This window comes from Pseudomonas sp. NPDC087804 (assembly GCF_044742965.1).
Taxonomy (GTDB): Bacteria; Pseudomonadota; Gammaproteobacteria; order Pseudomonadales; family Pseudomonadaceae; genus Aquipseudomonas; species Aquipseudomonas rustica.
Genome location: NZ_JBIUVN010000006.1, coordinates 85,162 through 109,147, shown reverse-complemented (window position 1 = coordinate 109,147; position 23,986 = coordinate 85,162). Strand labels below are relative to the sequence as shown.

Below are 23,986 nucleotides of genomic sequence, written 5' to 3'. Positions count from 1 at the left end.
GCAGCCTGCGGCAGCTCCTACTGAGATGTCCGTTTCAGGTGCTTTCCCGTTCGATGACTTGGCACTGCAGCAGATTCAGCCGTTGCACTTCATCGCTCGGCAACACACCAAGACTTTCCAGCACGCGTGTCGCCGCCAGCACACCGATCTCCAGCGCCGGCGGTTTGATCGTGCTCAGGCTCGGCAGCAGCATCTCGGCGAACGGGTAATCACCGAAGCCGAGAACGGCGCAGTCTTGAGGGATTTTAATGCCCGCGCGTTGCCCGGCGAGGAGGCCGCCGGCGGCGAGGTTGTCGTTGGCGAAGATGATCGCGTCGGGGCGCGGTGAGGCGTTCATCAGGGCGTCCATCGCCTGTTTGCCGGCTTCGAAGGGCGTGCGATCAGCGTCGGGGGCAAAGACCCACGGCTCCACGCCGACCTCTCGCAAGGTCGCCGCGTAACCGTCGCGGCGTTCCAGGGCGCTGAAGTCACCCGCAGCGCTGTTCTGCACGAACGCAATGCGTCGATAACCTTTTCCCAGCAGATAATTCGCCGCCGTCACGCCTACGTCGAAATGCGAAAAACCGATCTGCATCGGCTCGCGATCCGGCTGGTAATCCCACGTCTCGATCACCGGAATATCCGCCTCGGCGATCATTTTTTCCGTACCCGCGCTGTGAAAGTGACTGGTCAGCACCAGTGCTGCCGGCGACCAGCCGAGAAACGCGCGCACGGCGTTTTCTTCCTGCTCGGTGCTGAAGTAACTCGACGCCAGCAACAGCTGATAACCGTGACGGCTGAGCGTATCGCTGAAACCCTGAATGGTGTTGGCGAAGATCGGCCCGGAAATGTTCGGAATGACCATGCCGACGATTTTCCCCCGCGCCGAGGCCAGCCCGCCGGCTACCAGATTCGGTACATAACCCAAATCAGCCACCACTGCCGCGATCCGCTCGCGGCGTTCAGGCGACACCTGTTCGGGCTGATTGAAGTAGCGCGACACGGTGATCGCGGACACCCCGGCCTCGCGCGCCACGGCATTCAGGGTCACGCGTCCGGCGCCACGGCGTTTGCGCGGCTTTTCTTCGCTCATGGTTCGATCCTTGTTAAAAACCAAATCGCATATAAAACTAATTTTTCAGTATTGGACGGTCTATGTGCGGATGGCCAATATTGGCGATGTTAGCGCTAACAAAGCGCGTTGTCTGCTACTCGCTCGAGCGAATGCCCAAGACACCGATTCAGGCGCTGTCGTCGCAGAACGGCAGCGGATCAGGGCCAATTTCGAGCGGGCAGAACATGCACAACATTCCTGGGGCGACACACAAACTGGCGCAGTCGATTCGCGCCGCTGGCTGGTTACTGACGGGGCTGGCGGCGCTGCCGTTGCCCAATGCATTCGCTGCTGACAGCAGCGATCAGGAGCCGACGCTGAAGTCGGTCACCGTCACCGCGACCCGCCGCGAAGAGTCGCTGCAAAAGGTGCCGGTCGCGGTCTCGGTGATCGACGGCGAGCAGCTCGAACGCGATAACCGCAACGGCGTGGCGAGCATCGTTCAGCAAGTACCGTCGCTGAATTTCCGTACCGGCGCATCGAACAAAGACACCTCGTTGTTCGTGCGCGGCGTCGGCACGATTTCCACCTCGCCGGGCGTCGAGCCGACCGTGGCGACGGTGATTGATGGCGTGGTGTATGCGCGTCCGGGACAGGCAACCATGGATCTGCTCGATCTCGAGCGCGTCGAAGTTTTGCGCGGGCCGCAAGGCACGCTGTTCGGCAAGAACGCCTCGGCTGGCGTGCTCAACATCACCAGCAAGGCACCCACCGCCGAGACCCACGGCTACATCGATCAGTCGTACTACAGCGGCAACGAAAGCCGCACCCGTTTCGGCCTCGGCGGCAGCCTGATTCCTGAGACGTTGAAGGGCTCGATCAGCACGCTGTTCGGCACCTACGATGGCAACGTCGACAACCAACATAATGGTCAGGAGGTCAACGGCTACAACCATCGCGGCGTGCGCGGCAAACTCGAATTCACCCCGAATGACGACGTCACCTTCACCCTGATCGCCGACTACATGCAGTCCCACGACGACGGCCCCAATGGCGTGGTCAGCAAGTCACTGACCCCGGCCTTCGCCAATGCGCTGAGCCCGGCGTACGCCTCCAGCCACAACCGCGACATCAATACCGACACCCGCACTCACGTCGAGGACATCAACAAAGGTTTGTCCGGCCAGCTCGACTGGCAACTGGGCGATTACACGCTGACGTCGATCACCGCGTGGCGTGGCTGGGACAACACCCAATATCAGGACGGCGACCGTCTCGGCACGGTGACCGCAGCGTTTCCCGGCACGGCGGACAAGGGTGATCTGGCCTTCGATCAATACTCGCAAGAGCTGCGCCTGGCCTCACCGAAAGGCGAATTCCTCGAATACGTCGGCGGTCTGTTCTACATGCACGGCAAGGACGAAGAGACCTATCAGCGCACCCTGACGACCACCACGCGCACCGACCGTGGCGTCGCCAATTACAGCACCACTAGCGACAGTTACGCGGTGTTCGGCGAGAGCACGCTGAACTTCACTTCGGACTTTCGCGGCATCGCCGGCCTGCGCTACACCCACGATGATCTCGAATACGATCACCGCCGCGTGTCGACGTCGGCCACCACCGTCAGCGGTATCCAACCGGCGACCAGCAGCTCAGGTTCCGTCGATGAAGATGGCTGGTCTGGTCGCCTCGGAGTGCAGTACGACTTGAGCGACGCCGTCACCACGTACCTGACCTACTCGCGCGGCTACAAAGGCCCGGCCTACAACGTGTTCTTCAACATGCAGCCGCGCGATACCGAAGCGCTGAAACCGGAAACCTCCAACACTTGGGAGGCGGGCATCAAAGCCACGTCTTGGAACAACCGCCTGACCACCAACCTCGCGGTGTTCCACAGCGAGTACGACAACTATCAGGCGAACTTCTTCGACACCGTCGCCGGGCAAGTGGTGACGCGTCTGATCAACGCCGGCAGCGTCGGCACCGAAGGCGTCGAGCTCGATTACGCCCTGCAAGCGACCCAGCAACTGAAACTGTCCGGCGCACTCGCTTACACCCGCGCACGCATCGACGAATTCGCCTGCCCGGCGGGCGCGGCGGCGTCCTGCAACGTCAACGGCAAACCGCTGCCATTCAGCCCGGACTGGAAAAGCTACGTGCGCGCCGATTACACGATTCCGCTGGATAACGGCCTGGATATCGAACTCGGCACCGACTACAGCTGGCAGAGCGAAGTGCAGTACGACATCAGTCAGAACGTCGACACCAAACAGGGCGCCTACGGCATCTGGAACGCCAGCGTCGCACTCGCCGATTACAGCAATGGCTGGCGTGTTGCGCTGCTCGGCAAAAACCTCACTGACAAGTCTTACTCGCCGGTGCTCGCCAGCGGTGGCAACTACATCTACCGCGCCGTGCCACGCGACGACGAACGCTACTTCGGCGTGCAACTGCGCAAGGATTTCTGAGATGAGCAGACAGTTGAAACTCGGCGCATTTCTCATGGCCACCGGGCACCACGTCGCAGCGTGGCGGCATCCTGAAGTGCCGGCGAATGCAGGTCTGGATTTCGCCCATTACAAGCGGCTGGCGCAGATTGCCGAGGCGGCGAAATTCGATGCGTTGTTTGTCGCTGACAGCGTCGCCGCGCCGACCCAGGACATCGCCAGTCGCATGGCGCGCTCTGATCACTTTGAGCCGTTGACATTGCTCTCGGCGCTGAGTGCGGTGACCGAGCACATCGGCCTGATTGCGACGGCAACCACCAGCTACAACGAGCCGTATCACGTGGCGCGCAAATTCGCCTCGCTTGATCACTTATCAGGCGGCCGAGCGGGGTGGAATCTGGTGACCTCGGACAATGCTGCCGAAGCGCTGAATTTTGGTCGTGATGAGCATATCGGCCATGCCGAACGCTACAGCCGTGCGCGGGAATTTCATCAGGTGGTCACCGGGCTGTGGGACAGTTGGGAGGACGATGCCTTTGTGCGCGAGAAGGCGAGCGGGGCGTATTACGACCCTGCGAAGTTGCATGTGCTGGATCATGTGGGTGAGCACTTTCGGGTCAAAGGCCCACTGAACGTTGCACGCTCGCCGCAGGGGCAACCGGTGATCGTGCAGGCGGGATCTTCTGAGACCGGACGCGAGTTGGCCGCGCAGACGGCTGAAGTGGTGTTCACCGCGCAGACTTCATTGGCCAACGCTCAAGCGTTTTACTCCGACCTCAAGGGGCGTCTGCCCAAGTACGGTCGCAGCGCCGATTCGCTGAAAATCATGCCCGGGGTTTTTGTCGTGGTCGGCCGCACCGAAGCCGAAGCGCAGGAAAAATGTGAAACGTTTCAGCAATTAGTCGAACCCGAGGTTGGCGTGGCTTTACTTGGGCGTATGCTGGGCAACTTCGATTTATCGAAGTACCCGCTGGACGGGCCGTTACCCGAATTGCCACTGACCGAAAGCGGCCAGCAGAGTCGGCAGAAATTGCTCACTGAGCTGGCGGGGCGGGAGAACCTGAGCCTTGCCGAACTCGGTCGCAAGATTGCTGGCGGGCGCGGGCATTACAGCCTGGTCGGTACGTCTGAGCAGATTGCTGATCGTTTGCAGGAATGGTTCGAACAGGGCGCGGCGGACGGCTTCAACGTGCTGGTGCCGCACCTGCCGGGCGGGCTCGAAGACTTCGCCAACGGCGTGGTGCCGGAACTGCAACGGCGTGGGTTGTTCAGAACGGAATACGAGGGTCGGACGTTACGCCAGAACCTTGGCCTGGCCCGACCTGTAAACCGTTTCGCATGATTGGTAGAGCTTTTGTGGTGAGGGGATTGATCCCCGTTCGGCTGCGGAGCAGTCGTAAAACCAGCGCATTCGGCGCACCTGATTCATCGAAGTTTCAGGTTTTGGGGCGGCTTCGCCACCCAACGGGGATAAATCCCCTCGCCACAAAGGTGTTCGGTTTCAGATGACTAAAAGACAGACAAGAGAGGATTCGATGACTTACACCGCTGCCGAAAATCGCTATGACTCCATCCCTTACCGCCGCGTCGGGCGCAGCGGTCTGGTGCTGCCAGCGCTGTCGCTGGGCCTGTGGCACAACTTCGGTGACAGCACGCCGATTGACACTCAACGCGCCTTGCTGCGCACCGCGTTCGATCTGGGCATCAATCACTTCGACCTGGCCAACAACTATGGCCCGCCGTACGGCAGCGCCGAGACCAATTTCGGCCGCCTGCTGCGTGAAGACTTCAAGCAGTACCGCGACGAACTGATCATCTCCAGCAAGGCCGGTTGGGACATGTGGCCCGGCCCTTACGGTCAGGGCGGCGGCTCGCGCAAGTACGTGCTGGCCAGCCTCGACCAGAGCCTGCAACGCCTCGGTCTCGACTATGTAGATATCTTCTATTCGCACCGCTTCGACCCGGACACCCCGCTGGAAGAAACCGCCAGCGCCCTCGCCACTGCGGTGCAGCAGGGCAAGGCGTTGTACATCGGCATCTCGTCGTATTCCGGGGTGAAAACCCGTGAGATTGCTGCGTTGTTGAAAGAGTGGAAAGTGCCGCTGCTGATCCATCAACCGGCGTACAACTTGCTCAATCGCTGGGTGGAAAAGGATCTGCTCGATACCACCGACGAACTCGGCACGGGCGTGATTGCGTTCACTCCGTTGGCGCAAGGGCTGCTCACCGACAAATACCTCAACGGCGTGCCGGCGGATGCGCGGGTCAATCGTCCGGGTGGTGGTTCGCTGCAGGCTTCGCACTTGTCCGAGGCCAACATCGCTCATGTGCGGGCGTTGAACGAGATTGCCAAGCGTCGTGGTCAGAGTCTGGCGCAATTGGCGCTGGCGTGGACGCTGCGCGATCCTCGGGTGACCTCGGCGTTGATCGGTGCGAGCCGGCCGGAGCAGATTATCGAGAACGTTGGGGCGTTGAAGAATTTGAGCTTCAGTGCTGAAGAGCTGGCGGAGATTGACCGGTTTGCCCAAGAGGGCGGGATCAATTTGTGGGAGAAGCCTTCGACGGCGGAGTGAGCCTCTCGAAGCTGATCGTTCCCACGCTCCGCGTGGGAATGCATCCACGGACGCTCCGCGTTCGGCTTTAGATGGGACGCAGAGCGTCCCGGGCGGCATTCCCACGCAGAGCGTGGGAACGATCAAGGTAGGAGCTGCCGCAGGCTGCGATCTTTTGATCCTAAAAAAACGGCACATCCCCCAACACCGTCGCCCGCTGCATCACCCGCCGCGCCGGGCGGTAGTCATCCACCGCGTAATGCTGGGTCACGCGGTTGTCCCAGAACGCGATATCGTCCTGCTGCCAACGCCAGCGAATGGTGAATTCCGGCCGCGTCGCGTGGGCAAACAGGAACTTCAGAATCGCCTCGCTCTCGGTTTCCGACAGTTCATTGATCTTCGACGTGAAGCCTTCATTGACGAACAACGAACGCCGCCCACTGACCGGATGCGTGCGAATCACCGGGTGCGACAGCGGTGGATTCTTGCGTCGCGCCTCTTCCCACTGCGCGAGCGCTTCAGGCGTGTTGCCGTAGCGTTCCAGCGGAAACGAGCGCGTGAAGTCGTGAGTCGCGGTCAGGCCTTCAAGCAAACCTTTCAGCGGCGCCGACAGCGCTTCATACGCAGCAATCCCACTGGCCCACAACGTGTCGCCACCAAACTCCGGCAGCAACTTGGCGCTGAGCACTGCGCCCATCGCTGGCGTCGGCAGGAAGGTCACGTCGGTGTGCCAGATCGCGTTGTCGCGCACGTCGGTGACGGCGGTGTCGAGGATCAGCACTTCCGGTTGTTCCGGCACGTTCGGGTAGATCGGGTGGATGTGCAGGTCGCCAAAGTACGCAGCGAAACGCGCCTGTTGCGGTGGCTCGATTGGTTGGTTGCGGAAGAACAGCACTTGATATTTGAGCAGCGCCTGCTCGATGGCGTCGCGGTGTTCCAGGGACAGCGGGTGGCTGATGTCGACGCCGCTGATCTGTGCGCCGAGGGCCGAGCTTAATGGGGTGATGTCGAGGCTGCTCATGGTCTTTCTCTTCAATTGCGTTCATCACCCTCTGTAGGAGCTGCCGCAGGCTGCGATCTTTTGATCTTGATCTTTTTAAAAGCAAGATCAAAAGATCGCAGCCTTCGGCAGCTCCTACACGGGGATTCAAAAACGGGATGTGTCAGTGGGCCTGGCCGTGCCACGGCACCAGTTTGCGCTGCAGGGCGCGCAGGCCCATTTCCATGGCGAAGGCGATCAGGGCGATGACCAGAATCCCCAGCACCACGACATCGGTGACCAGGAATTGCGCGGCCGACTGCACCATGAAACCCAGGCCACTGGTGGCAGCGATCAATTCGGCAGCAACCAACGTCGACCAACCAACCCCCAGACCAATGCGCACACCAGTGAGAATGTCCGGCAACGCGCTTGGCAAAATCACATGGCGAATCAGCTGCAAACGCGTCGCACCCAACGACTGCGCCGCGCGCAATTTCGCCGGATCAACCGTGCGCACACCAGTTGCGGTAGCGATGGCAATCGGCGCGAAAATCGCCAGATAAATCAGCAGCACTTTCGACAACTCGCCGATGCCGCACCAGATCACAATCAGCGGCAGATAAGCCAACGGCGGAATCGGGCGGTAGAACTCGATCAGTGGATCGAGCACGCCACGGGCGATGCGGTTGGCGCCGATCGCAATGCCCACCGGCACAGCGGTCAAAATCGCAAAACCCAGACCCAGACCGATACGGCTCAGGCTCGCACCAAGGTGCTGCCACAACGTCGAATCCATGTAACCGGTGGTCGCCAGCAACCAGCCTTTTTGCAGCACGGCGGACGGTGGCGGCAGGAACAATGGTTCGATCAGACCGGTGGCAGTCACCACCCACCAGATCGCTAACAATGCAAACAGCGTCAACAGGCTGATCCAGCGCGTGCTGAGGCTGCGGCGCACCGGAATCACCACCGATGCGCTGACTGGTTTTACCGCAGCCGAGGAAACGTCGTAACTGCTCATGCGCGCTCCTGCCGTTGCCCGGCGCTGCGTTGCGAGAACACTTTGCTCAGCACGTGTTCGCGGGTTTCGATAAAACGCGGATCGGATTTGATCGCGCGGGCGGACTCGCCGGCGGCGTAACGCTGACCGAAATCCAGGTGCAGACGCTCAACGATCTGCCCCGGATTCGGCGCGAGCAGAATCAGGTCAGTGGCGAGGAACACCGCTTCTTCAATGTCATGGGTAATCAGGAAAACCGGCTTGGCGGTGCGCTGCCAGACTTGCAGCAACAGCTCCTGCATTTGTTCGCGAGTGAACGCATCGAGCGCGCCGAAGGGTTCGTCCATCAGCAATACGCGCGGGTCAGCGGCAAGGGCGCGGGCGAGGCCGACACGCTGTTTCTGGCCACCGGAGAGTTGCCAGATACGGCGGCTTTCGAAACCGGAAAGATCGACCAGCGCGAGCATTTCGCGGGCGATCTTTTCGCGCTTGTCCCTGGCGACACCGGCCAGTTCCAGACCGAATGCGACGTTGGCCAACACGTCCTGCCAAGGCAGCAACGCGTCGTCCTGGAACACCACGCCACGTTCGGCGCTCGGGCCTTTGACCGGCACGCCGTCGAGGGTGATGCGCCCGGCGCTCGGTTCGACGAAACCGGCAATCAGGTTCAACAGCGAAGTCTTGCCACTGCCGGACGGGCCGAGGGCGACCAGCAATTGCTGAGGCCCCAAAGTCAGAGAAATATCCGCCAGCACCGGTGTCGGGCTGCCCGGGTACTGTGCGCTGATGCGCTCCAGCTGTAGCAAGGCCATCGCGGTTAACTCCCGATCAGTTGGTGATGAATTTGGCGCTGACGTACGGCGCGTAGTCCGGCAGAACGGCTTCGACCTTGCCTTGCTCCTTGAGGAACGCAGCGGTGTCGGTGATGGCTTTGGTGGTCGGCGCGCCGAGGGTGACGACCTGATCAGCCGCGAGCGGGTAGACGTTGCCTTGCAGCAGCAGCGGAATATCGCTGGCCTTGGCGCCGGAGAGTTTCACCAGTTTGTCGACGTTGGATTGATCGGCGAGCCAGACTTTCGGGTCTTTGCGGTAATCGGCGTAGGCGTCGAGGGTAACCTTGGCGAACGCGGTGACAATTTCCGGGTGCTTCTCGGCGAAGTCTTTGCGCACGATCCACGCATCGAAAGTCGGCGCGCCGAACTTGGCCAGTTCGCCGGAAGTGATCAGCACTTTGCCGTTTTCCTTGGCTACGCCCAGCGCCGGATCCCAAACGTAGGTGGCGTCGATGTCACCACGTTTCCACGCAGCAACGATGGCTGGGGGCGCGAGGTTGAGGATGGTGACTTTTGATGGATCGATGTTCCAGTGCTTCAACGCGGCGAGCAGGCTGTAGTGACCGGTCGATACAAACGGCACAGCGATTTTCTTGCCGACCAGATCCTGCGGGGTCTTGATGCCGGAACCGTCGCGGGCAACCAGTGCTTCGGCAGCGCCGATCTGAGTGGCGATGAGGAAGGTTTCGACCGGGACTTTGCGGGTGATCGCAGCGGTCAGCGGGCTCGAACCGAGGTAGCCGATCTGCACGTCGCCGGAAGCGATGGCGGCGATGATGTCGGCGCCGTTGTCGAACTTGCGCCAGGCAATATCGGCTTTGGTGGCCTTTTCGTAAGCGCCGTCGGCCTGAGCGACTTTCGCCGGGTCAACGGTAGTTTGGTAGGCGACGGTGAGGTCGGCGGCCTGAGCCAGAAAACTCGCGGCAGCCAGAGAGGCTACGGCGAGCAGGCGAAGCGGGAAATTCAGTTTCATTGAAGAGCTCCATATCAGGCGAGCGAGCGTCGGCGTGAAAGGAGACTAAATGATCTAAGAATCAGTAAATAAATAACTTTTTCGAATGAGCTTATGAGCGGAAAAATCTAAGAGCGAGGGAGCAGATCGTCCCCACGCTCTGCGTGGGAATGCAGCCGGTGACGCTCTGCGTCACCTGGACGCGGAGCGTCCCTTGAGGCGTTACCACGCGGAGCGTGGGAACGATCAAAATTGTGGATATCTCGGATCTAGCGTTCGACGTTAGATCTTTGCCCCCTCACCCCAGCCCTCTCCCCCAAGGGGGCGAGGGGAAAGGGGGCCGATCTCTGTGCTTTTCAAGGCCTGAGTTCGGCTCGGTATTTCAGGTCGGCGTAACTTTCATGAGCACCTAAATCAGTCCCCTCTCCCTCTGGGAGAGGGCTAGGGTGAGGGGCTCTTCAGTTGCTGATCGCCAAAATACTCGCCTGATACGACCCGACAAACACATCAAAATCGCCCACCTCGTTCTGCTCAAGCTCAGCCTGCGCAGCCAGCGACGAACGCGCCAACTCCTCAAACTTCGCCTGCTCATCCCCCGCCAAAGGCTCGCTACGGAAAAACTCCGCGTGCGCCTGACTCTGACGCAACGAGAACTGCGCAAAGCTTTCCTTATGCTCAGCCATCGCCGCCAAAACCTGCGCGGATGGCGTCAGGGACGGATCGCTGACCTTGGCCAGTTGCGTATCCAGCGCCTTGCTGTGCGCATCGCCGCCATGGCTCTGATCCAGCAACGCCGCCAGCGGGGCGATTTGTTCCAGCAGTTCGGCAGCCCAGGTCTTCATCTCGACCAACTCACCGTCACGCTGCAACTCCAGACCCGGACGACGACCTTCTTTGACCACGCTAAGGAAGTTCGACGTGGCATTGCCGCACGAAGTGTTGGTCAGCAGCGGGCTGTCGTTCAGCGCGCAGAACAGCAGGAACGCGTCGAGGAAGCGCGACTCGGTGAGGTCGATGCCCATCGGCAGGAACGGGTTGATGTCCAGGCACCGCACTTCAACGTACTGAATGCCACGGGCCACCAGCGCCTGAATCGGCCGCTCGCCGGTGTAGGTCACGCGTTTCGGGCGGATGTTGGAGTAGTACTCGTTTTCGATCTGCAGGATGTTGGTGTTCAGCTGAACCCACTCACCATCCTTGTGCGTGCCGACTTCAACATACGGCGCGTACGGCGTGGCCACGGCTTTGCGCAGGCTGTCGGTGTAACTCGCCAGATCGTTGTAGCACGGCGTCAGACCGGCCTGGGCGTTGCTCTGGTAACCGAGGTCGCTCATGCGCAGGCTGGTCGCGTACGGCAGATACAGGGTGTCCGGATCGAGTTGTTCGAGTTGATGCGAACGACCACGCAGGAATCCGGCGTCCAGCGCAGGCGAAGCACCGAACAGGTACATCAGCAGCCAGCTGTAGCGACGGAAGTTACGGATCAGCGCGATGTAGGAAAACGACTGGAAATCGCGGTCGGTGCCGACAAACCCTTCGGTTTCACGCAGCAGTGGCCAGAGCTTTTCCGGCAGGGAAAAGTTGTAGTGAATCCCGGCAATGCACTGCATGGTCTTGCCGTAGCGCAGGGCCAGTCCCTTGCGGTAAACGTACTTGAGCTGACCGATGTTGGAGGTGCCGTAATAGGCGATCGGGATGTCTTCCTCGGCCGGCAACGGGCACGGCATCGATGGACTCCACAGGTACTCGTTGCCGAGTTTGCTGTAGGCAAAACGGTGAATCTTGTCCAGGCTCGCCAGCGTATCAGCCGGGTCAGGCAGGGCGGGCGTGATGAATTCCAGCAGCGACTCGGAGTAGTCGGTGGTGATTTGTTCGTTGGTCAGCGCGGAACCCAAGGCTTCGGGGTGCGGCGTTTGCGCCAGGCGACCTTCGCTGGTCACGCGCAGGCATTCACGTTCGATACCGTGCAGGCACTGCTCGAGCAGAGAGAGGTTAGCGCGCTCGCCGAGCAGAGCCAGGCGGCGGTTGAGAAGTTCGCTCAATTTGGATTCCTTCACGCGTCAGTCGCCCCAATATGGGGGTGGGCAGGACGGTCTACAAGGGTGAAGTTGAAACTGGCGTTATCGCCTGGTTTTTCTAGCCGGTCAGCCGCACACATACCTGTAGGAGCTGCCGAAGGCTGCGATCTTTTGATCTTGCTATTGAAAAACAAAATCAAAAGATCGCAGCCTGCGGCAGCTCCTACAGGATTCATTGCGCCGAAATTAACTCAAAATGATGACCGGTAGCTACAGGACAGCGAACGTGCCTTGTGCTTTTGCGACCAGTTTGTCGCCCTGCATCACGTCGGCTTCAACCACCAACGTGCGCCGGCCCGGGTGGATAACCCGCGCCGTGCACATGACCTCGCCGTCGGAAACGGCGCGGATATAGTTGATCTTGCACTCGATGGTCGCGCTCTGCTGATCGAAACCGTGGGTGCTGGAACAGGCCAGCCCCATGGCGATGTCGACCAGACTGAACAGCGCGCCACCGTGCAATTTGCCGCCGCGATTGCGCAGTTCGGGTTCCAGCACCAGGGCGACTTGCGCCACCCCGGTTTCCAGGCTGTGCAGGCGGCAGCCCAACAGCTTGAAAAACGCGCTCTCGACGAGCCCGGCCGGAATCTCCATCAGCGTTTCTTCAACTGCTTGGCGTTAGCGAACAGCGAGGCCATCGCATTGTTCACCGGCGCGGCGGTGGCGGTTTCCTTGCGTGGCGCATTGTTCGAAGGCTGGCGCTGCGCCGAGCCCGGACGCGAGCCACGGGCACCGTCGATCTTCTCGCCCGGGGTGTCGCCCATGCGCATCGACAGGCCGACACGTTTGCGCGGGATATCGACTTCCATGACCTTCACTTTCACCACGTCACCGGCCTTCACCGCTTCGCGTGGATCCTTGATGAATTTCTCCGACAGCGCCGAGATGTGCACCAGACCGTCCTGATGTACACCGATGTCGACGAAGGCACCGAACGCAGTCACGTTGGTGACCACGCCTTCAAGGATCATCCCCAGTTGCAGGTCTTTCAGGTCTTCAACGCCTTCCTGGAACTCGGCTGTCTTGAACTCCGGACGCGGGTCGCGGCCCGGTTTTTCCAGCTCTTGCAGAATGTCGGTGACGGTGGGCAGACCGAAGGTCTCGTCGGTGTACTTCTTCGGATCCAGACGCTTGAGGAAGCTTGCGTCGCCGATCAGCGAGCGGATGTCGCGGTCGGTTTCAGCGGCAATACGCTGCACCAGCGGATAGGCTTCCGGGTGAACGGCCGAGGAATCCAGCGGGTTGTCGCCGTTCATCACGCGCAAGAAACCGGCCGCCTGTTCGAAGGTTTTTTCGCCCAGACGCGCGACTTTCTTCAGGGCTGCACGGGTTTTGAACGCGCCGTGCTCATCGCGGTGAGCGACGATGTTCTGCGCCAGCGTCGAGTTGAGGCCGGAGATACGCGCCAGCAGCGCTACCGAAGCGGTGTTCACGTCCACGCCGACGGCGTTCACACAGTCTTCAACCACTGCATCCAGACCACGCGCCAGTTTCAGCTGCGAAACGTCGTGCTGGTACTGGCCGACACCGATGGATTTCGGATCGATTTTCACCAGTTCTGCCAGTGGATCCTGCAGACGACGGGCGATGGACACGGCGCCACGGATCGATACGTCGAGATCCGGGAATTCCTTGGCCGCCAGTTCCGATGCCGAGTACACCGATGCGCCGGCTTCGGAGACCATGACTTTGGTCATCTTCATCGCTGGGTATTTTTTGATCAGTTCGATCGCCAGTTTGTCGGTTTCGCGGCTGGCGGTGCCGTTGCCGATGGCGATCAAGTCAACCGAGTGCTTGGCGCACAGGGCGGCCAGAATGGCGATGGTCTGATCCCACTTGTTGTGCGGCACGTGCGGGTAAACCGTGGCGTGATCAAGCATCTTGCCGGTGGAATCGACCACGGCCACCTTGCAACCGGTACGCAGGCCCGGGTCGAGGCCCAGAGTAGCGCGCGGGCCGGCCGGGGCGGCCAGCAGCAGATCGTGCAGGTTGTGGGCGAAGACGTTGATCGCTTCGGTTTCAGCGCCGTCACGCAGTTCGCCGAGCAGGTCTGTTTCCAGGTGCGTGTAGAGCTTGACCTTCCACGTCCAGCGCACCACCTCGCCGAGCCATTTGTCGGCCGGACGGTTCTGGTTCTGGATGTTGAATTGCTGGCCGATCATGCCTTCGCACGGGTGCATGGTGCCCGGCAGCTCGTCGCCGACTTTCAGCGCGGAGCTGAGAATGCCTTCGTTGCGGCCACGGAAAATCGCCAGCGCACGGTGCGACGGCATGCTTTTCAGTGGTTCGTCGTGTTCGAAGTAGTCGCGGAACTTGGCGCCTTCCTCTTCTTTGCCAGCGATAACGCGGGCACTGAGGGTGGCTTCCTGTTTCAGGTAGTTACGCAGTTTTTCCAGCAGGCTGGCGTCTTCGGCGAAGCGTTCCATGAGGATGTATTTGGCGCCTTCGAGGGCAGCCTTGACATCGGCCACGCCTTTTTCGGCGTCGACGAAACGTGCCGCTTCGGTTTCCGGGGCCAGGTTCGGGTCGTTGAACAGGCCATCCGCGAGGTCGCCGAGGCCGGCTTCCAGGGCGATCTGGCCCTTGGTGCGGCGCTTCTGCTTGTACGGCAAGTACAAGTCTTCGAGGCGGGTTTTGGTGTCGGCAAGCTTGATGTCGCGCTCAAGTTGCGGCGTGAGTTTGCCTTGCTCTTCGATGCTGGCGAGGATGCTGATGCGCCGTTCGTCGAGTTCTCGCAGGTAGCGCAGGCGCTCTTCCAGATGACGCAACTGGGTGTCATCGAGGCTGCCGGTGACTTCTTTCCGGTAACGGGCGATGAAGGGAACGGTTGAGCCTTCATCGAGTAGCGCGACGGCCGCTTCGACCTGTTGTGGGCGTACGCCGAGTTCCTCGGCGATGCGGCTGTTGATGCTGTCCATAAAACCACCTGACATATTGTGAAAGCAGGCTCGCAGGCGCGAAAATAAAGGCCCGGAGTCTGGTTGAGCGGCATGAAGATGGCCGCTGCCTGGGTCAAAAGGCACCCCATTGACCCGTGAAATCGAACAATTACTGCGGTTGCCATGAAAAAAACCGGCGATCACCTGCGGTAACGATTCAGACGTTGCCTGGCACAAAACGCCGCGCATTATAACCAGCGTTCTGCCATTCGGGGGTGTTGCAGTCTGTAGGCATAAACCCCGGTTTTCTGGCAGTGAAGGAAAAATCTGCTAACAATGCACACGGTGCGTATAACGGCAGCTACGCCATAATGCGCGCCGAGCTAAAAGGAGCATCTAATGAGCAGCACTGCACAAACTGCTGAAGGCGAAAAAATTCTTATCGTTGATGACGATCCGGGGCTGAGCAGCCTGCTGGAACGTTTCTTCGTCAGCAAGGGCTACCGCGCCCGTACCGTTCCGAACACCGAACAGATGGATCGTCTGTTGTCGCGTGAAGTGTTCAATCTGGTCGTACTCGACCTGATGCTGCCGGGTGAAGACGGCCTGACCGCTTGCCGCCGCCTGCGCGCCGCGAACAATCAGATCCCGATCATCATGCTCACCGCCAAGGGCGATGAGATCAGCCGCATCAAGGGCCTGGAACTGGGCGCCGACGATTATCTGGCCAAGCCGTTCAACCCGGACGAGCTGATGGCCCGGGTCAAAGCCGTTCTGCGCCGTCAGGCCGCACCGGTGCCAGGCGCGCCGGGCAGCGAAGACGAAAACGTCACCTTCGGTGATTACGTGTTGTCGCTGGCCACCCGCGAACTGAAGCGCGGCGACGAAGTGCACATGCTCACCACCGGTGAGTTTGCGGTACTCAAGGCTCTGGTGATGAACGCGCGTCAGCCACTGACCCGTGACAAGCTGATGAACCTGGCCCGTGGCCGCGAGTGGGATGCCCTCGAGCGTTCCATCGACGTGCAGATCTCGCGTCTGCGCCGGATGATCGAACCCGATCCATCCAAGCCGCGCTACATCCAGACTGTCTGGGGCGTAGGCTACGTGTTCGTACCGGATGGCGCCGCCACCAAGTGATCGGCGATTTGTAGGAGCGGGTCTGTCGGGCCCGGGTTGAATGACCCGGCCCGCAGACTCGCAATCCGCAATATGCGAGCATTGCTCGCTCCTGCAAGTGTGTAGCGGTTATTCATGAAAACCCCCGTCTGGTTCCCCCAAAGTTTTTTCTCCCGCACCCTCTGGCTGGTGCTTATCGTCGTGCTGTTTTCCAAGGCGCTGACCCTGGTTTATCTGTTGATGAACGAGGACGTGCTGGTGGATCGTCAGTACAGTCACGGCGTCGCCCTGACGCTGCGCGCCTATTGGGCCGCCGACGAAGAAAACCGCGCGAAGATTGCCGATGCCGCGACCCTGATCCGCGTGGTCGGTGCCGGTGTGCCGGAAGGCGAACAGCACTGGCCGTATAGCGAAATCTATCAGCGGCAGATGCAGGCGGAGCTGGGTGCCGACACCGAAGTGCGTTTGCGCATGCATTCGCCGCCGGCGCTGTGGGTTCGCGCGCCGAGCCTCGGTGATGGCTGGCTGAAAGTACCGTTGTACCCGCATCCGTTACGCGGCCAGAAAATCTGGAACGTGCTCGGCTGGTTCCTCGCCATTGGTCTGCTGTCGACGGCGTCGGCATGGATTTTCGTCAGTCAGCTCAATCAGCCGTTGAAACGCTTGGTCTTCGCTGCGCGGCAACTCGGTCAGGGCCGCAGCGTGCGTCTGCCGATCAGTGATACGCCGAGCGAAATGACCGAGGTGTATCGCGCCTTTAACCAGATGGCTGAAGACGTCGAGCAGGCCGGACGGGAGCGCGAGCTCATGCTGGCGGGGGTTTCCCACGATTTGCGCACACCATTGACGCGTCTGCGGCTGTCGCTGGAATTGATGGGCGATCGCAACGACCTGACTGACGACATGGTGCGTGACATCGAGGACATGGACGCGATTCTCGACCAGTTCCTCGCGTTCATTCGTGATGGTCGTGATGAATCGGTGGAAGAGGTCGATCTCAGCGATCTGGTGCGTGAGGTGGCAGCGCCTTACAACCAGAATGAAGAGAAAGTCCGTTTGCGTCTTGAGCCGATCCAGCCGTTTCCGTTGCGCCGGGTTTCGATGAAGCGATTGCTGAACAACCTGATCGGCAACGCCCTGAATCATGCCGGCAGCAGCGTAGAAGTTGCGGCTTATGTGAGCGGTGACGTCAGCGCGCCGTATGTGGTGCTGAGCGTGATGGACCGTGGGGCGGGGATTGATCCTTCGGAGCTCGAGGCGATCTTTAATCCGTTTACTCGCGGCGATCGTGCTCGGGGCGGGAAGGGTACTGGCTTGGGTCTGGCGATTGTGAAGCGGATTGCTTCGATGCATGGCGGCAATGTCGAACTGCGTAACCGGTCCGGGGGTGGATTGGAAGCGCGAGTCAGGTTGCCGTTGGGGTTGATGTTGCCGCGGGATGCTGTTTAAACCATAAAACCCTCACCCCAGCCCTCTCCCGGAGGGAGAGGGAGCTGACCGAGGTGTCTGGCGTCATACATCGACCTGAAATTCCGAGTCGATTATGGATTCGGTAAAGATCAATCATGTCGGCGGAGTTTTCCAATATCCCCCAATCAGTCCCCTCTCCCTTCGGGAGAGGGTTAGGGTGAGGGGCTCTTGCTCTTCGCTCTAGCCCTTGCCTTTGGTGCGCGTCATATTCGGCCCACCATTCTTTTCCAGATGCTCAATAATGATCCCCGCCACATTCTTCCCGGTGGTGGTCTCAATCCCTTCCAGCCCCGGCGACGAGTTCACTTCCATCACCAGCGGCCCGTGATTGGAACGCAGAATATCCACACCCGCCACCGCCAGGCCCATGACCTTCGCCGCTCGCAACGCGGTCATGCGTTCTTCCGGCGTGATCTTGATCAGGCTCGCGCTGCCGCCACGGTGCAGATTGGAACGGAACTCACCCGGTTTCGCCTGACGCTTCATCGCCGCGATCACCTTGTCGCCGACCACGAAGCAACGAATATCCGCGCCGCCCGCTTCCTTGATGTACTCCTGCACCATGATGTTCTGCTTCAGGCCCATGAACGCTTCGATCACCGATTCCGCGGCAGTCGCGGTTTCGCACAGCACCACACCGATGCCCTGGGTGCCTTCCAGCACTTTGATCACCAGCGGCGCGCCGTTGACCATGTCGATCAGATCGGGAATGTCATCCGGCGAGTGAGCAAACCCGGTCACTGGCAGACCGATGCCGCGACGCGAGAGCAATTGCAGCGAACGCAATTTGTCCCGGGAACGGGCAATCGCCACCGATTCGTTGAGCGGGAATACCCCCATCATTTCAAACTGACGCAACACGGCGCAGCCATAGAACGTCACCGACGCACCGATCCGCGGAATCACCGCGTCGAAACCTTCCAGCGGTTTGCCGCGATAGTGGATCTGCGGCTTGTGGCTGGCGATGTTCATGTAGGCGCGCAACGTGTCGATCACTACCATTTCATGCCCGCGCTCGGTTCCGGCTTCGACCAGACGGCGGGTGGAATACAGACGCGGGTTCCGCGACAGCACAGCGATCTTCATGCAACACCTGTGGAGGAGGTAGATACCGGGAACACCGGCTTGTCTTGTACATATTTGATACCCGGATTGACCACCAACTGGCCGTCGATCAGGGCTTTGGAACCGAGTAACAGGCGATAACGCATGGACTTGCGGCAGGCGAGGGTGAACTCGACCGGCCAGACCCGATCACCCAAGGCCAGGGTGGTGCTGATCACGTAGCGCACCTGCGCATGGCCGTTGGAGCTCTTAATGGTTTTGCGCGTCACCAGCGGCGCTTCGCAGCGGCGGTGACGTAACTGCACCACCGTGCCCAGGTGCGCGGTGAAACGCACCCATTTCTCGCCGTCGCGTTCGAACGGTTCGATATCGGTGGCGTGCAGACTGGAGGTGCTGGCCCCGGTGTCGATTTTCGCCCGCAGGCCCGCGACTCCCAAATCCGGGAGCGCCACCCACTCGCGCAGACCGACAACGGTCAAATGGTCAAATGTCTTCAATAGATAAAAACCAACGATTAACGCGTCCAGGCCTCAGGTGCTACCTGGGCCAACGCTTTGAATGCAGGTCTGGCGAACCAATAGCCTTGCATCAGAAATATTCCACAGTCCGCCAGGAAATCCCGTTCACCGGCGCTCTCAATGCCTTCGGCAATGACTGTAACGTCCAACTCCGCACAGATTGTGACAATCCCCCGAACGATCGCCTGACGAACACGGTCGCGATCGACATCGCGGATCAGCGCCATGTCGAGTTTGATCAGATCCGGTTGGAAATCAGCCAGCAGATTGAGCCCCGAATAACCGGCACCGAAATCATCGATGGCGGTCTTGAAGCCGAATTCGCGGTATTCACGCAGAATATTGGTCAAATGGCGATAGTTATCTACGTGCTCGCTTTCCAGGGTTTCGAAAATCAATCGGTCGATCGGGAAATTGTGTTTTTTTGCCGCCTCCAGAGTGCTGCGAATGCATAACTCTGGACGATAGACCGCGTTGGGCATGAAGTTGATCGACAAGTGTGTCTGCATATTTAGAGTGGCCGCGCCTTCGATGGCGCGGGTGCGGCAGAGCTGGTCGAAACGGTAGCGGTTGTCTTCTGTAACTTGATCCAACACGGTGAACGCGCCTTCACCGGCCACACCGCGTACCAGCGCTTCGTTGGCGAAGATCGACTGATCGCGCAGATCGACGATCGGTTGATAGGCGAAGGCAAACTCGAAGCCCAGCGGCTCGCTTTGCTGGCAGCCTTGGCAACCGGCCTTGGGCGAAGTTAATGAAGATGGAAATTTTGTCACTCGATCTCTCCGTGCCGATGAACCGGCCTGGATCACAGTCTATCTGGAGGGCCGAGTTGTTGCGCCCGACAGAAACGGTAGTACAGTTCCGACTACTGGCTGACCGAGGAATTCATATGGCGCAAAAACAGGAAGAGGACGACAAGATTCGTCTCGACAAGTGGCTGTGGGCCGCACGTTTCTACAAGACTCGCGCGTTGGCCAAAGCCGCCATCGAGAGTGGCAAGGTGCATTGTCGGGGTGAGCGCTGCAAGCCTGGCAAAGAGCCACGCATTGGCGATGAGTTCGAGATTCGTATGGGGTTCGAAGTGCGTACGGTGAAGGTCGAGGCGCTGTCGATCGTGCGACGCGGTGCGCCCGAGGCGCAGACGTTGTACGCGGAGACTGCTGAGAGTGTTGCCAAACGTGAGGCGGCCGCGGCGATGCGCAAGGCGGGCGCGTTGGGCATGAGCACCGATGGCAAACCGAGCAAGAAACAGCGGCGGGATTTGTTCAAGTTTCGTGGCAGCAGCCACGACGAGTGAGAGCAGTCGGTGCTGGCCTTTTCGCGAGCAGGCTCGCTCCCACATTTGACCGAGTCGTATGAACTCTATGCGGTCGCTGTGGGAGCGAGCCTGCTCGCGAATCGAGGGCCCAACCCTCGCCGGAGCCAACGCGGATCAGGCGCTACGCACCACACTCATCCGCGACACCACCGGCAACTTGCCCAGCAGCGCAAAAACCGGCGCCGTCACCTTCAACCAGATATTCGCCGCGTGATACGCGAACGGCGTGTAATAACCCCAGCCCAACGCCCACACCGCCAATAAAACCCCACCGATGTAATCGTCCTGGCCCCAATGCGCACCAGCCACCAGTCGCGGCAACATGAACAACACCGCCAAACCCCACACCGTCAAAAACTGCCCGACCGTGCGGCTGAACACGCCCATGAACAGCGCCCAGATCAACAACACCGAAGCATGATCACCGGGAAAGCTCTGGCTGGAGCGATCTTTAATTTCCCAGGTTTTTTCCAGATCCGGGAAGTAGTCGCTGATGTGCACGGCGCCCTCAAGCACCATCGACGGACTGCTGTGCTGCCAATCCATAGAGTCGGCGAACTTGGAAAACAGTGCGCGAATCACCACCATCAACAACAGAATCGACAGAAAACCGAAAAAAGCCCGGCGCACGTCAATCGCCTTGAACACCCAATCGCCCTTGATCAGCAGCGTCAGCAGGATCAGGCCAACGACGATGTCGAACGGACGCATACTTGCAATTGCCCAGATGTGGAGCCATATGGGGTTGCTGGCCAGCGGTGTATTGAGTGAGCGAAACAGCCACTCGTCGAAAATCACACACAGCGCGTTGCCCGTAGGCCATAACCAGAAAGCCAGTAGTGCTAATGGCACCACGTTGCACAGAACCAGCCGGCCGAGGTTCCACCTTGATTGGAACAAACCCGGATTGTTCATAAAATGCCTCCCATGGCAGAGCAGTCGGCACCAAAAGGGGTGCCAAGAAGCGCAAATTTTCACGTCTTGTAACCATTTTGTCACCACTTTCAGATACCCAGACCTATGACCGACCTACCGGATACCGATTTCACCCAACGCTTCATCTTTGATGACAGCGACACCCGTGGCGAACTGGTCGCGCTTGAGCGCAGCTACGCCGAAGTCCTCGCCAAGCACCCGTACCCGGAGCCGGTTGCGCAATTGCTGGGCGAGCTGATGGCCGCCGCCTCGTTGCTGGTGGGCACCCTCAAGTTCGATGGACTGCTGATTCTGCAGGCGCGTTCCGAAGGCCCGATCCCGATGCTGATGATCGAGTGCTCCAGCGACCGCGACATCCGTGGTCTGGCGCGTTATCACGCCGATCAGATCGCCCCGGACGCCACCCTCGCCGACCTGATGCCGAACGGTGTTCTGGCCCTGACCGTCGACCCGACTGTCGGCCAGCGCTACCAGGGCATTGTCGACCTCGACGGCGAAACCCTGTCCGATTGCTTCACCAACTATTTCGTCATGTCGCAACAGGTCGGTACGCGCTTCAAGCTGTTCGCCGACGGTCGTCGCGCCCGTGGTTTGCTCCTGCAGCAATTGCCGGCCGATCGTCTGAAAGACGAAGAAGATCGCGCCGCCAGTTGGCAGCACATCACCGCGCTGGCCACCACCCTGACCGCCGATGAATTGCTCAGCCTGGACAACGAAACCGTGCTGCATCGCCTCTACCACGAAGAGCAGGTGCGTCTGTTCGATGTGCAGAATCTGCGCTTCCGTTGCAGCTGCTCGCGGGATCGTTCGGGCAATGCGCTGGTCAGTCTGGGTCTGGAAGATGCGCAAGCGTTGGTCGCCGAACAGGGTGGCACCGTCGAGATCGATTGCCAGTTTTGCAACGAGCGCTACCTGTTCGATGCAGCCGATATCGCTCAATTGTTCGCTGGCGCAGGTGTCGACACGCCATCCGACACCCGGCACTAAAACGGTTCAGCGCAGGTAAATTCACTGCTCAAACGCGCAATTACGCCGTTACGACGGGAGGGCCCTACTCTTTTTGGGCGTTTCTGGCATAATCCGGCCCACTTTTTGTCGCGGTAGTAGTGCACGACTTTCTACTACAAAACGTTTGGAGCACACTCGGCCACTGGCCGACGGGGAATCTCATGACGCAAGCCAATAACGCCGTGTACACCGATCTGAGTGTCGATGATCTGGTAAAAGAAGCCTTGAATCGCGGTGAGGGCGAGCTTGCCGATACCGGCGCTCTGGTTGTTCGTACCGGTCACCGCACCGGTCGTTCGCCTGTTGACCGTTTCATCGTTGAAGAGCCTTCCACCCAGGCTGCTATCGCCTGGGGCCCGATCAACCGCAAGTTCCCGGCCGACAAGTTCGACGCGCTGTGGGCTCGTGTCGAGGCGTTCAACAACGCGCAAGAGCACTTCGTTTCCCACGTGCATGTAGGCGCAGCTGAAGATCACTACCTGGCCGTGAAAATGACCACCCAGACTGCCTGGCAGAATCTGTTCGGTCGTTGCCTGTTCATCAACCCGGCCCAGTACAACCCGGCCGGTCGTGAAGAGTGGCAAGTGCTTAACGTGGCCAACTTCGAGTGCGTGCCTGAGCGTGACGGCACCAACTCCGACGGTTGCGTGATCCTCAACTTCGCACAGAAAAAAGTGCTGATCGCCGGTATGCGTTACGCCGGTGAGATGAAGAAAGCCATGTTCTCCGTGCAGAACTTCCTGCTGCCGGCCGCTGACGTGCTGCCGATGCACTGCGCTGCCAACATCGGTGAAGAAGGCGACGTGACCCTGTTCTTCGGTCTGTCGGGCACCGGTAAAACCACCCTGTCGGCCGACGAAAGCCGTTACCTGATCGGTGACGACGAACACGGCTGGGGCGAAGGCGTGGTGTTCAACATCGAAGGCGGTTGCTATGCCAAGTGCATCGACCTCTCCGAGAAGAACGAGCCGGTTATCTGGAAAGCCATCAAGCACGGTGCTGTACTGGAAAACGTCGTTATCGACGACGCCAAGCACGCCGACTACGCCGATGTCAGCCTGACCCAGAACAGCCGCGCCGCTTACCCGCTGGAGCACGTTGCCAAGCGTTCCGAGCAGAACCTCGGTGGCGAGCCAAACGCGGTGATTTTCCTGACCTGCGACCTGACCGGCGTGCTGCCGCCAGTGTCGATCCTCAACGAAGAACAAGCGGCCTACCACTTCCTGTCCGGCTACACCGCACTGGTGGGCTCGACTGAAATGGGTTCCGGCAGCGGCATCAAGTCGACCTTCTCCACCTGCTTCGGCGCGCCGTTCTTCCCGCGTCCGGCTGGCGAATACGCAGAGCTGCTGATCAAGCGCATCCGCGGTTTCGGTTCCAAGGTCTACCTGGTCAACACCGGCTGGACCGGCGGCGGCTACGGCGTCGGCAAACGCTTCAACATCCCGACCACCCGCGCGGTGATCGCAGCGATCCAGAGCGGCGCGCTGATCGGTGCTGACACCGAACACCTCGACACCATCAACCTCGACGTGCCACTGGCCGTACCGGGCGTTGAAACCAACCTGCTCAACCCACGCAACACCTGGGTTGACAAGGCTGCGTACGACGAGGCTGCCAAAGCACTGGCCGGTCTGTTCATCGAGAACTTCAAGAAGTTCGAAGTGAGCGACGCGATCAAGGCTGCCGGGCCGAAGTTGTAAGATTGGTTTGATGTGAATGAAAAAGCCGCCCTTCGGGGCGGCTTTTTTTTGGCCGGCTTTTCATCATGGCGTTCTTTGTCGATTTTT

General features: G+C 60.0%; 20 protein-coding genes. 8 read left to right on the top strand and 12 right to left on the bottom strand.

All coding sequences use genetic code 11. From position 1 onward, the window contains the following. Positions 1-34 precede the first annotated feature (34 nt). Positions 35-1,072, bottom strand: a complete 1,038-nt coding sequence (locus ACIOMO_RS12450) for a LacI family DNA-binding transcriptional regulator (RefSeq protein ID WP_401240952.1) — start codon at positions 1,070-1,072, stop codon at positions 35-37. Positions 1,073-1,278: 206 nt separating this feature from the next. Here ACIOMO_RS12450 and ACIOMO_RS12445 point away from each other — a divergent pair, with 206 nt between their 5' ends. From ACIOMO_RS12445 to mgrA, 3 genes are all read left to right on the top strand, one after another. Continuing rightward, on the top strand, positions 1,279-3,504 hold the full coding sequence (locus ACIOMO_RS12445; protein WP_401241048.1) for a TonB-dependent receptor: 2,226 nt from the start codon (positions 1,279-1,281) through the stop codon (positions 3,502-3,504). Position 3,505: 1 nt separating this feature from the next. Next, complete coding sequence (locus tag ACIOMO_RS12440; protein WP_401240949.1) at positions 3,506-4,825, top strand: LLM class flavin-dependent oxidoreductase; 1,320 nt, start codon at positions 3,506-3,508, stop codon at positions 4,823-4,825. A gap of 193 nt (positions 4,826-5,018) precedes the next feature. Then, positions 5,019-6,056 carry an L-glyceraldehyde 3-phosphate reductase gene (gene mgrA, locus ACIOMO_RS12435; RefSeq protein ID WP_053116521.1) on the top strand — a complete coding sequence of 346 codons (1,038 nt, stop codon included), beginning with the start codon at positions 5,019-5,021 and terminating at the stop codon, positions 6,054-6,056. Positions 6,057-6,216: 160 nt separating this feature from the next. On the opposite strand, the gene tauD is transcribed toward mgrA, so the two are convergent. The 7 genes from tauD to ACIOMO_RS12400 all read right to left on the bottom strand — a co-directional run bounded on the left by tauD (position 6,217) and on the right by ACIOMO_RS12400 (position 14,798). Beyond that, positions 6,217-7,056, bottom strand: coding sequence for a taurine dioxygenase (gene tauD / locus ACIOMO_RS12430; RefSeq protein WP_401240946.1), 840 nt, complete (start codon positions 7,054-7,056; stop codon positions 6,217-6,219). A gap of 142 nt (positions 7,057-7,198) precedes the next feature. Next, a complete protein-coding gene (tauC, locus tag ACIOMO_RS12425; protein WP_401240943.1) occupies positions 7,199-8,038 on the bottom strand; it encodes a taurine ABC transporter permease TauC in 840 nt (279 codons plus the stop codon). Continuing rightward, the gene (gene tauB, locus ACIOMO_RS12420; RefSeq protein ID WP_134176200.1) at positions 8,035-8,829 is read right to left on the bottom strand and encodes a taurine ABC transporter ATP-binding subunit; all 795 of its coding nucleotides are present in this window, start codon (positions 8,827-8,829) and stop codon (positions 8,035-8,037) included. The genes tauC and tauB overlap by 4 nt, the downstream gene beginning before the upstream one ends. Positions 8,830-8,845: 16 nt before the next feature. Next, complete coding sequence (tauA, locus tag ACIOMO_RS12415) at positions 8,846-9,823, bottom strand: taurine ABC transporter substrate-binding protein (RefSeq protein WP_401240940.1); 978 nt, start codon at positions 9,821-9,823, stop codon at positions 8,846-8,848. A gap of 437 nt (positions 9,824-10,260) precedes the next feature. Continuing rightward, positions 10,261-11,844 carry a glutamate--cysteine ligase gene (gene gshA / locus ACIOMO_RS12410; protein ID WP_401240938.1) on the bottom strand — a complete coding sequence of 528 codons (1,584 nt, stop codon included), beginning with the start codon at positions 11,842-11,844 and terminating at the stop codon, positions 10,261-10,263. A gap of 246 nt (positions 11,845-12,090) precedes the next feature. Next, complete coding sequence (locus ACIOMO_RS12405; RefSeq protein ID WP_053116527.1) at positions 12,091-12,474, bottom strand: PaaI family thioesterase; 384 nt, start codon at positions 12,472-12,474, stop codon at positions 12,091-12,093. Then, positions 12,474-14,798 carry a Tex family protein gene (locus ACIOMO_RS12400; RefSeq protein WP_401240935.1) on the bottom strand — a complete coding sequence of 775 codons (2,325 nt, stop codon included), beginning with the start codon at positions 14,796-14,798 and terminating at the stop codon, positions 12,474-12,476. The genes ACIOMO_RS12405 and ACIOMO_RS12400 overlap by 1 nt, the downstream gene beginning before the upstream one ends. Before the next feature lie 360 nt (positions 14,799-15,158). Here ACIOMO_RS12400 and ompR point away from each other — a divergent pair, with 360 nt between their 5' ends. After that, complete coding sequence (gene ompR / locus ACIOMO_RS12395; protein WP_008080479.1) at positions 15,159-15,899, top strand: two-component system response regulator OmpR; 741 nt, start codon at positions 15,159-15,161, stop codon at positions 15,897-15,899. Between the two features lie 114 nt (positions 15,900-16,013). Then, the gene (locus ACIOMO_RS12390; protein WP_053116529.1) at positions 16,014-17,327 is read left to right on the top strand and encodes an ATP-binding protein; all 1,314 of its coding nucleotides are present in this window, start codon (positions 16,014-16,016) and stop codon (positions 17,325-17,327) included. A 201-nt stretch (positions 17,328-17,528) separates the two neighbouring features. Here ACIOMO_RS12390 and rimK read toward each other — a convergent pair whose 3' ends face one another. The 3 genes from rimK to ACIOMO_RS12375 all read right to left on the bottom strand — a co-directional run bounded on the left by rimK (position 17,529) and on the right by ACIOMO_RS12375 (position 19,707). Continuing rightward, a complete protein-coding gene (gene rimK / locus ACIOMO_RS12385; protein WP_007949201.1) occupies positions 17,529-18,434 on the bottom strand; it encodes a 30S ribosomal protein S6--L-glutamate ligase in 906 nt (301 codons plus the stop codon). Continuing rightward, positions 18,431-18,850: an ATP-dependent zinc protease gene (locus tag ACIOMO_RS12380; protein ID WP_231982547.1), complete on the bottom strand. Its 420-nt coding sequence runs from the start codon at positions 18,848-18,850 to the stop codon at positions 18,431-18,433. Before ACIOMO_RS12380 ends, rimK begins: the two co-directional genes overlap by 4 nt. Positions 18,851-18,927: 77 nt before the next feature. Continuing rightward, a complete protein-coding gene (locus ACIOMO_RS12375) occupies positions 18,928-19,707 on the bottom strand; it encodes an EAL domain-containing protein (protein ID WP_212544758.1) in 780 nt (259 codons plus the stop codon). 116 nt (positions 19,708-19,823) lie between these two features. On the opposite strand from ACIOMO_RS12375, the gene ACIOMO_RS12370 reads away from it, so the two are divergent. Next, positions 19,824-20,231, top strand: a complete 408-nt coding sequence (locus ACIOMO_RS12370; RefSeq protein ID WP_159812005.1) for an RNA-binding S4 domain-containing protein — start codon at positions 19,824-19,826, stop codon at positions 20,229-20,231. A 135-nt stretch (positions 20,232-20,366) separates the two neighbouring features. Here ACIOMO_RS12370 and ACIOMO_RS12365 read toward each other — a convergent pair whose 3' ends face one another. Further along, complete coding sequence (locus ACIOMO_RS12365; protein ID WP_159812006.1) at positions 20,367-21,167, bottom strand: phosphatase PAP2 family protein; 801 nt, start codon at positions 21,165-21,167, stop codon at positions 20,367-20,369. Between the two features lie 105 nt (positions 21,168-21,272). On the opposite strand from ACIOMO_RS12365, the gene hslO reads away from it, so the two are divergent. Together hslO and ACIOMO_RS12355 are read left to right on the top strand one after the other, a co-directional pair. Beyond that, entirely contained in the window at positions 21,273-22,175 is a 903-nt protein-coding gene (gene hslO, locus ACIOMO_RS12360; protein WP_008080485.1) for an Hsp33 family molecular chaperone HslO, read from the top strand. Positions 22,176-22,357: 182 nt separating this feature from the next. After that, on the top strand, positions 22,358-23,899 hold the full coding sequence (locus ACIOMO_RS12355) for a phosphoenolpyruvate carboxykinase (RefSeq protein WP_401240930.1): 1,542 nt from the start codon (positions 22,358-22,360) through the stop codon (positions 23,897-23,899). Positions 23,900-23,986 lie beyond the last annotated feature (87 nt).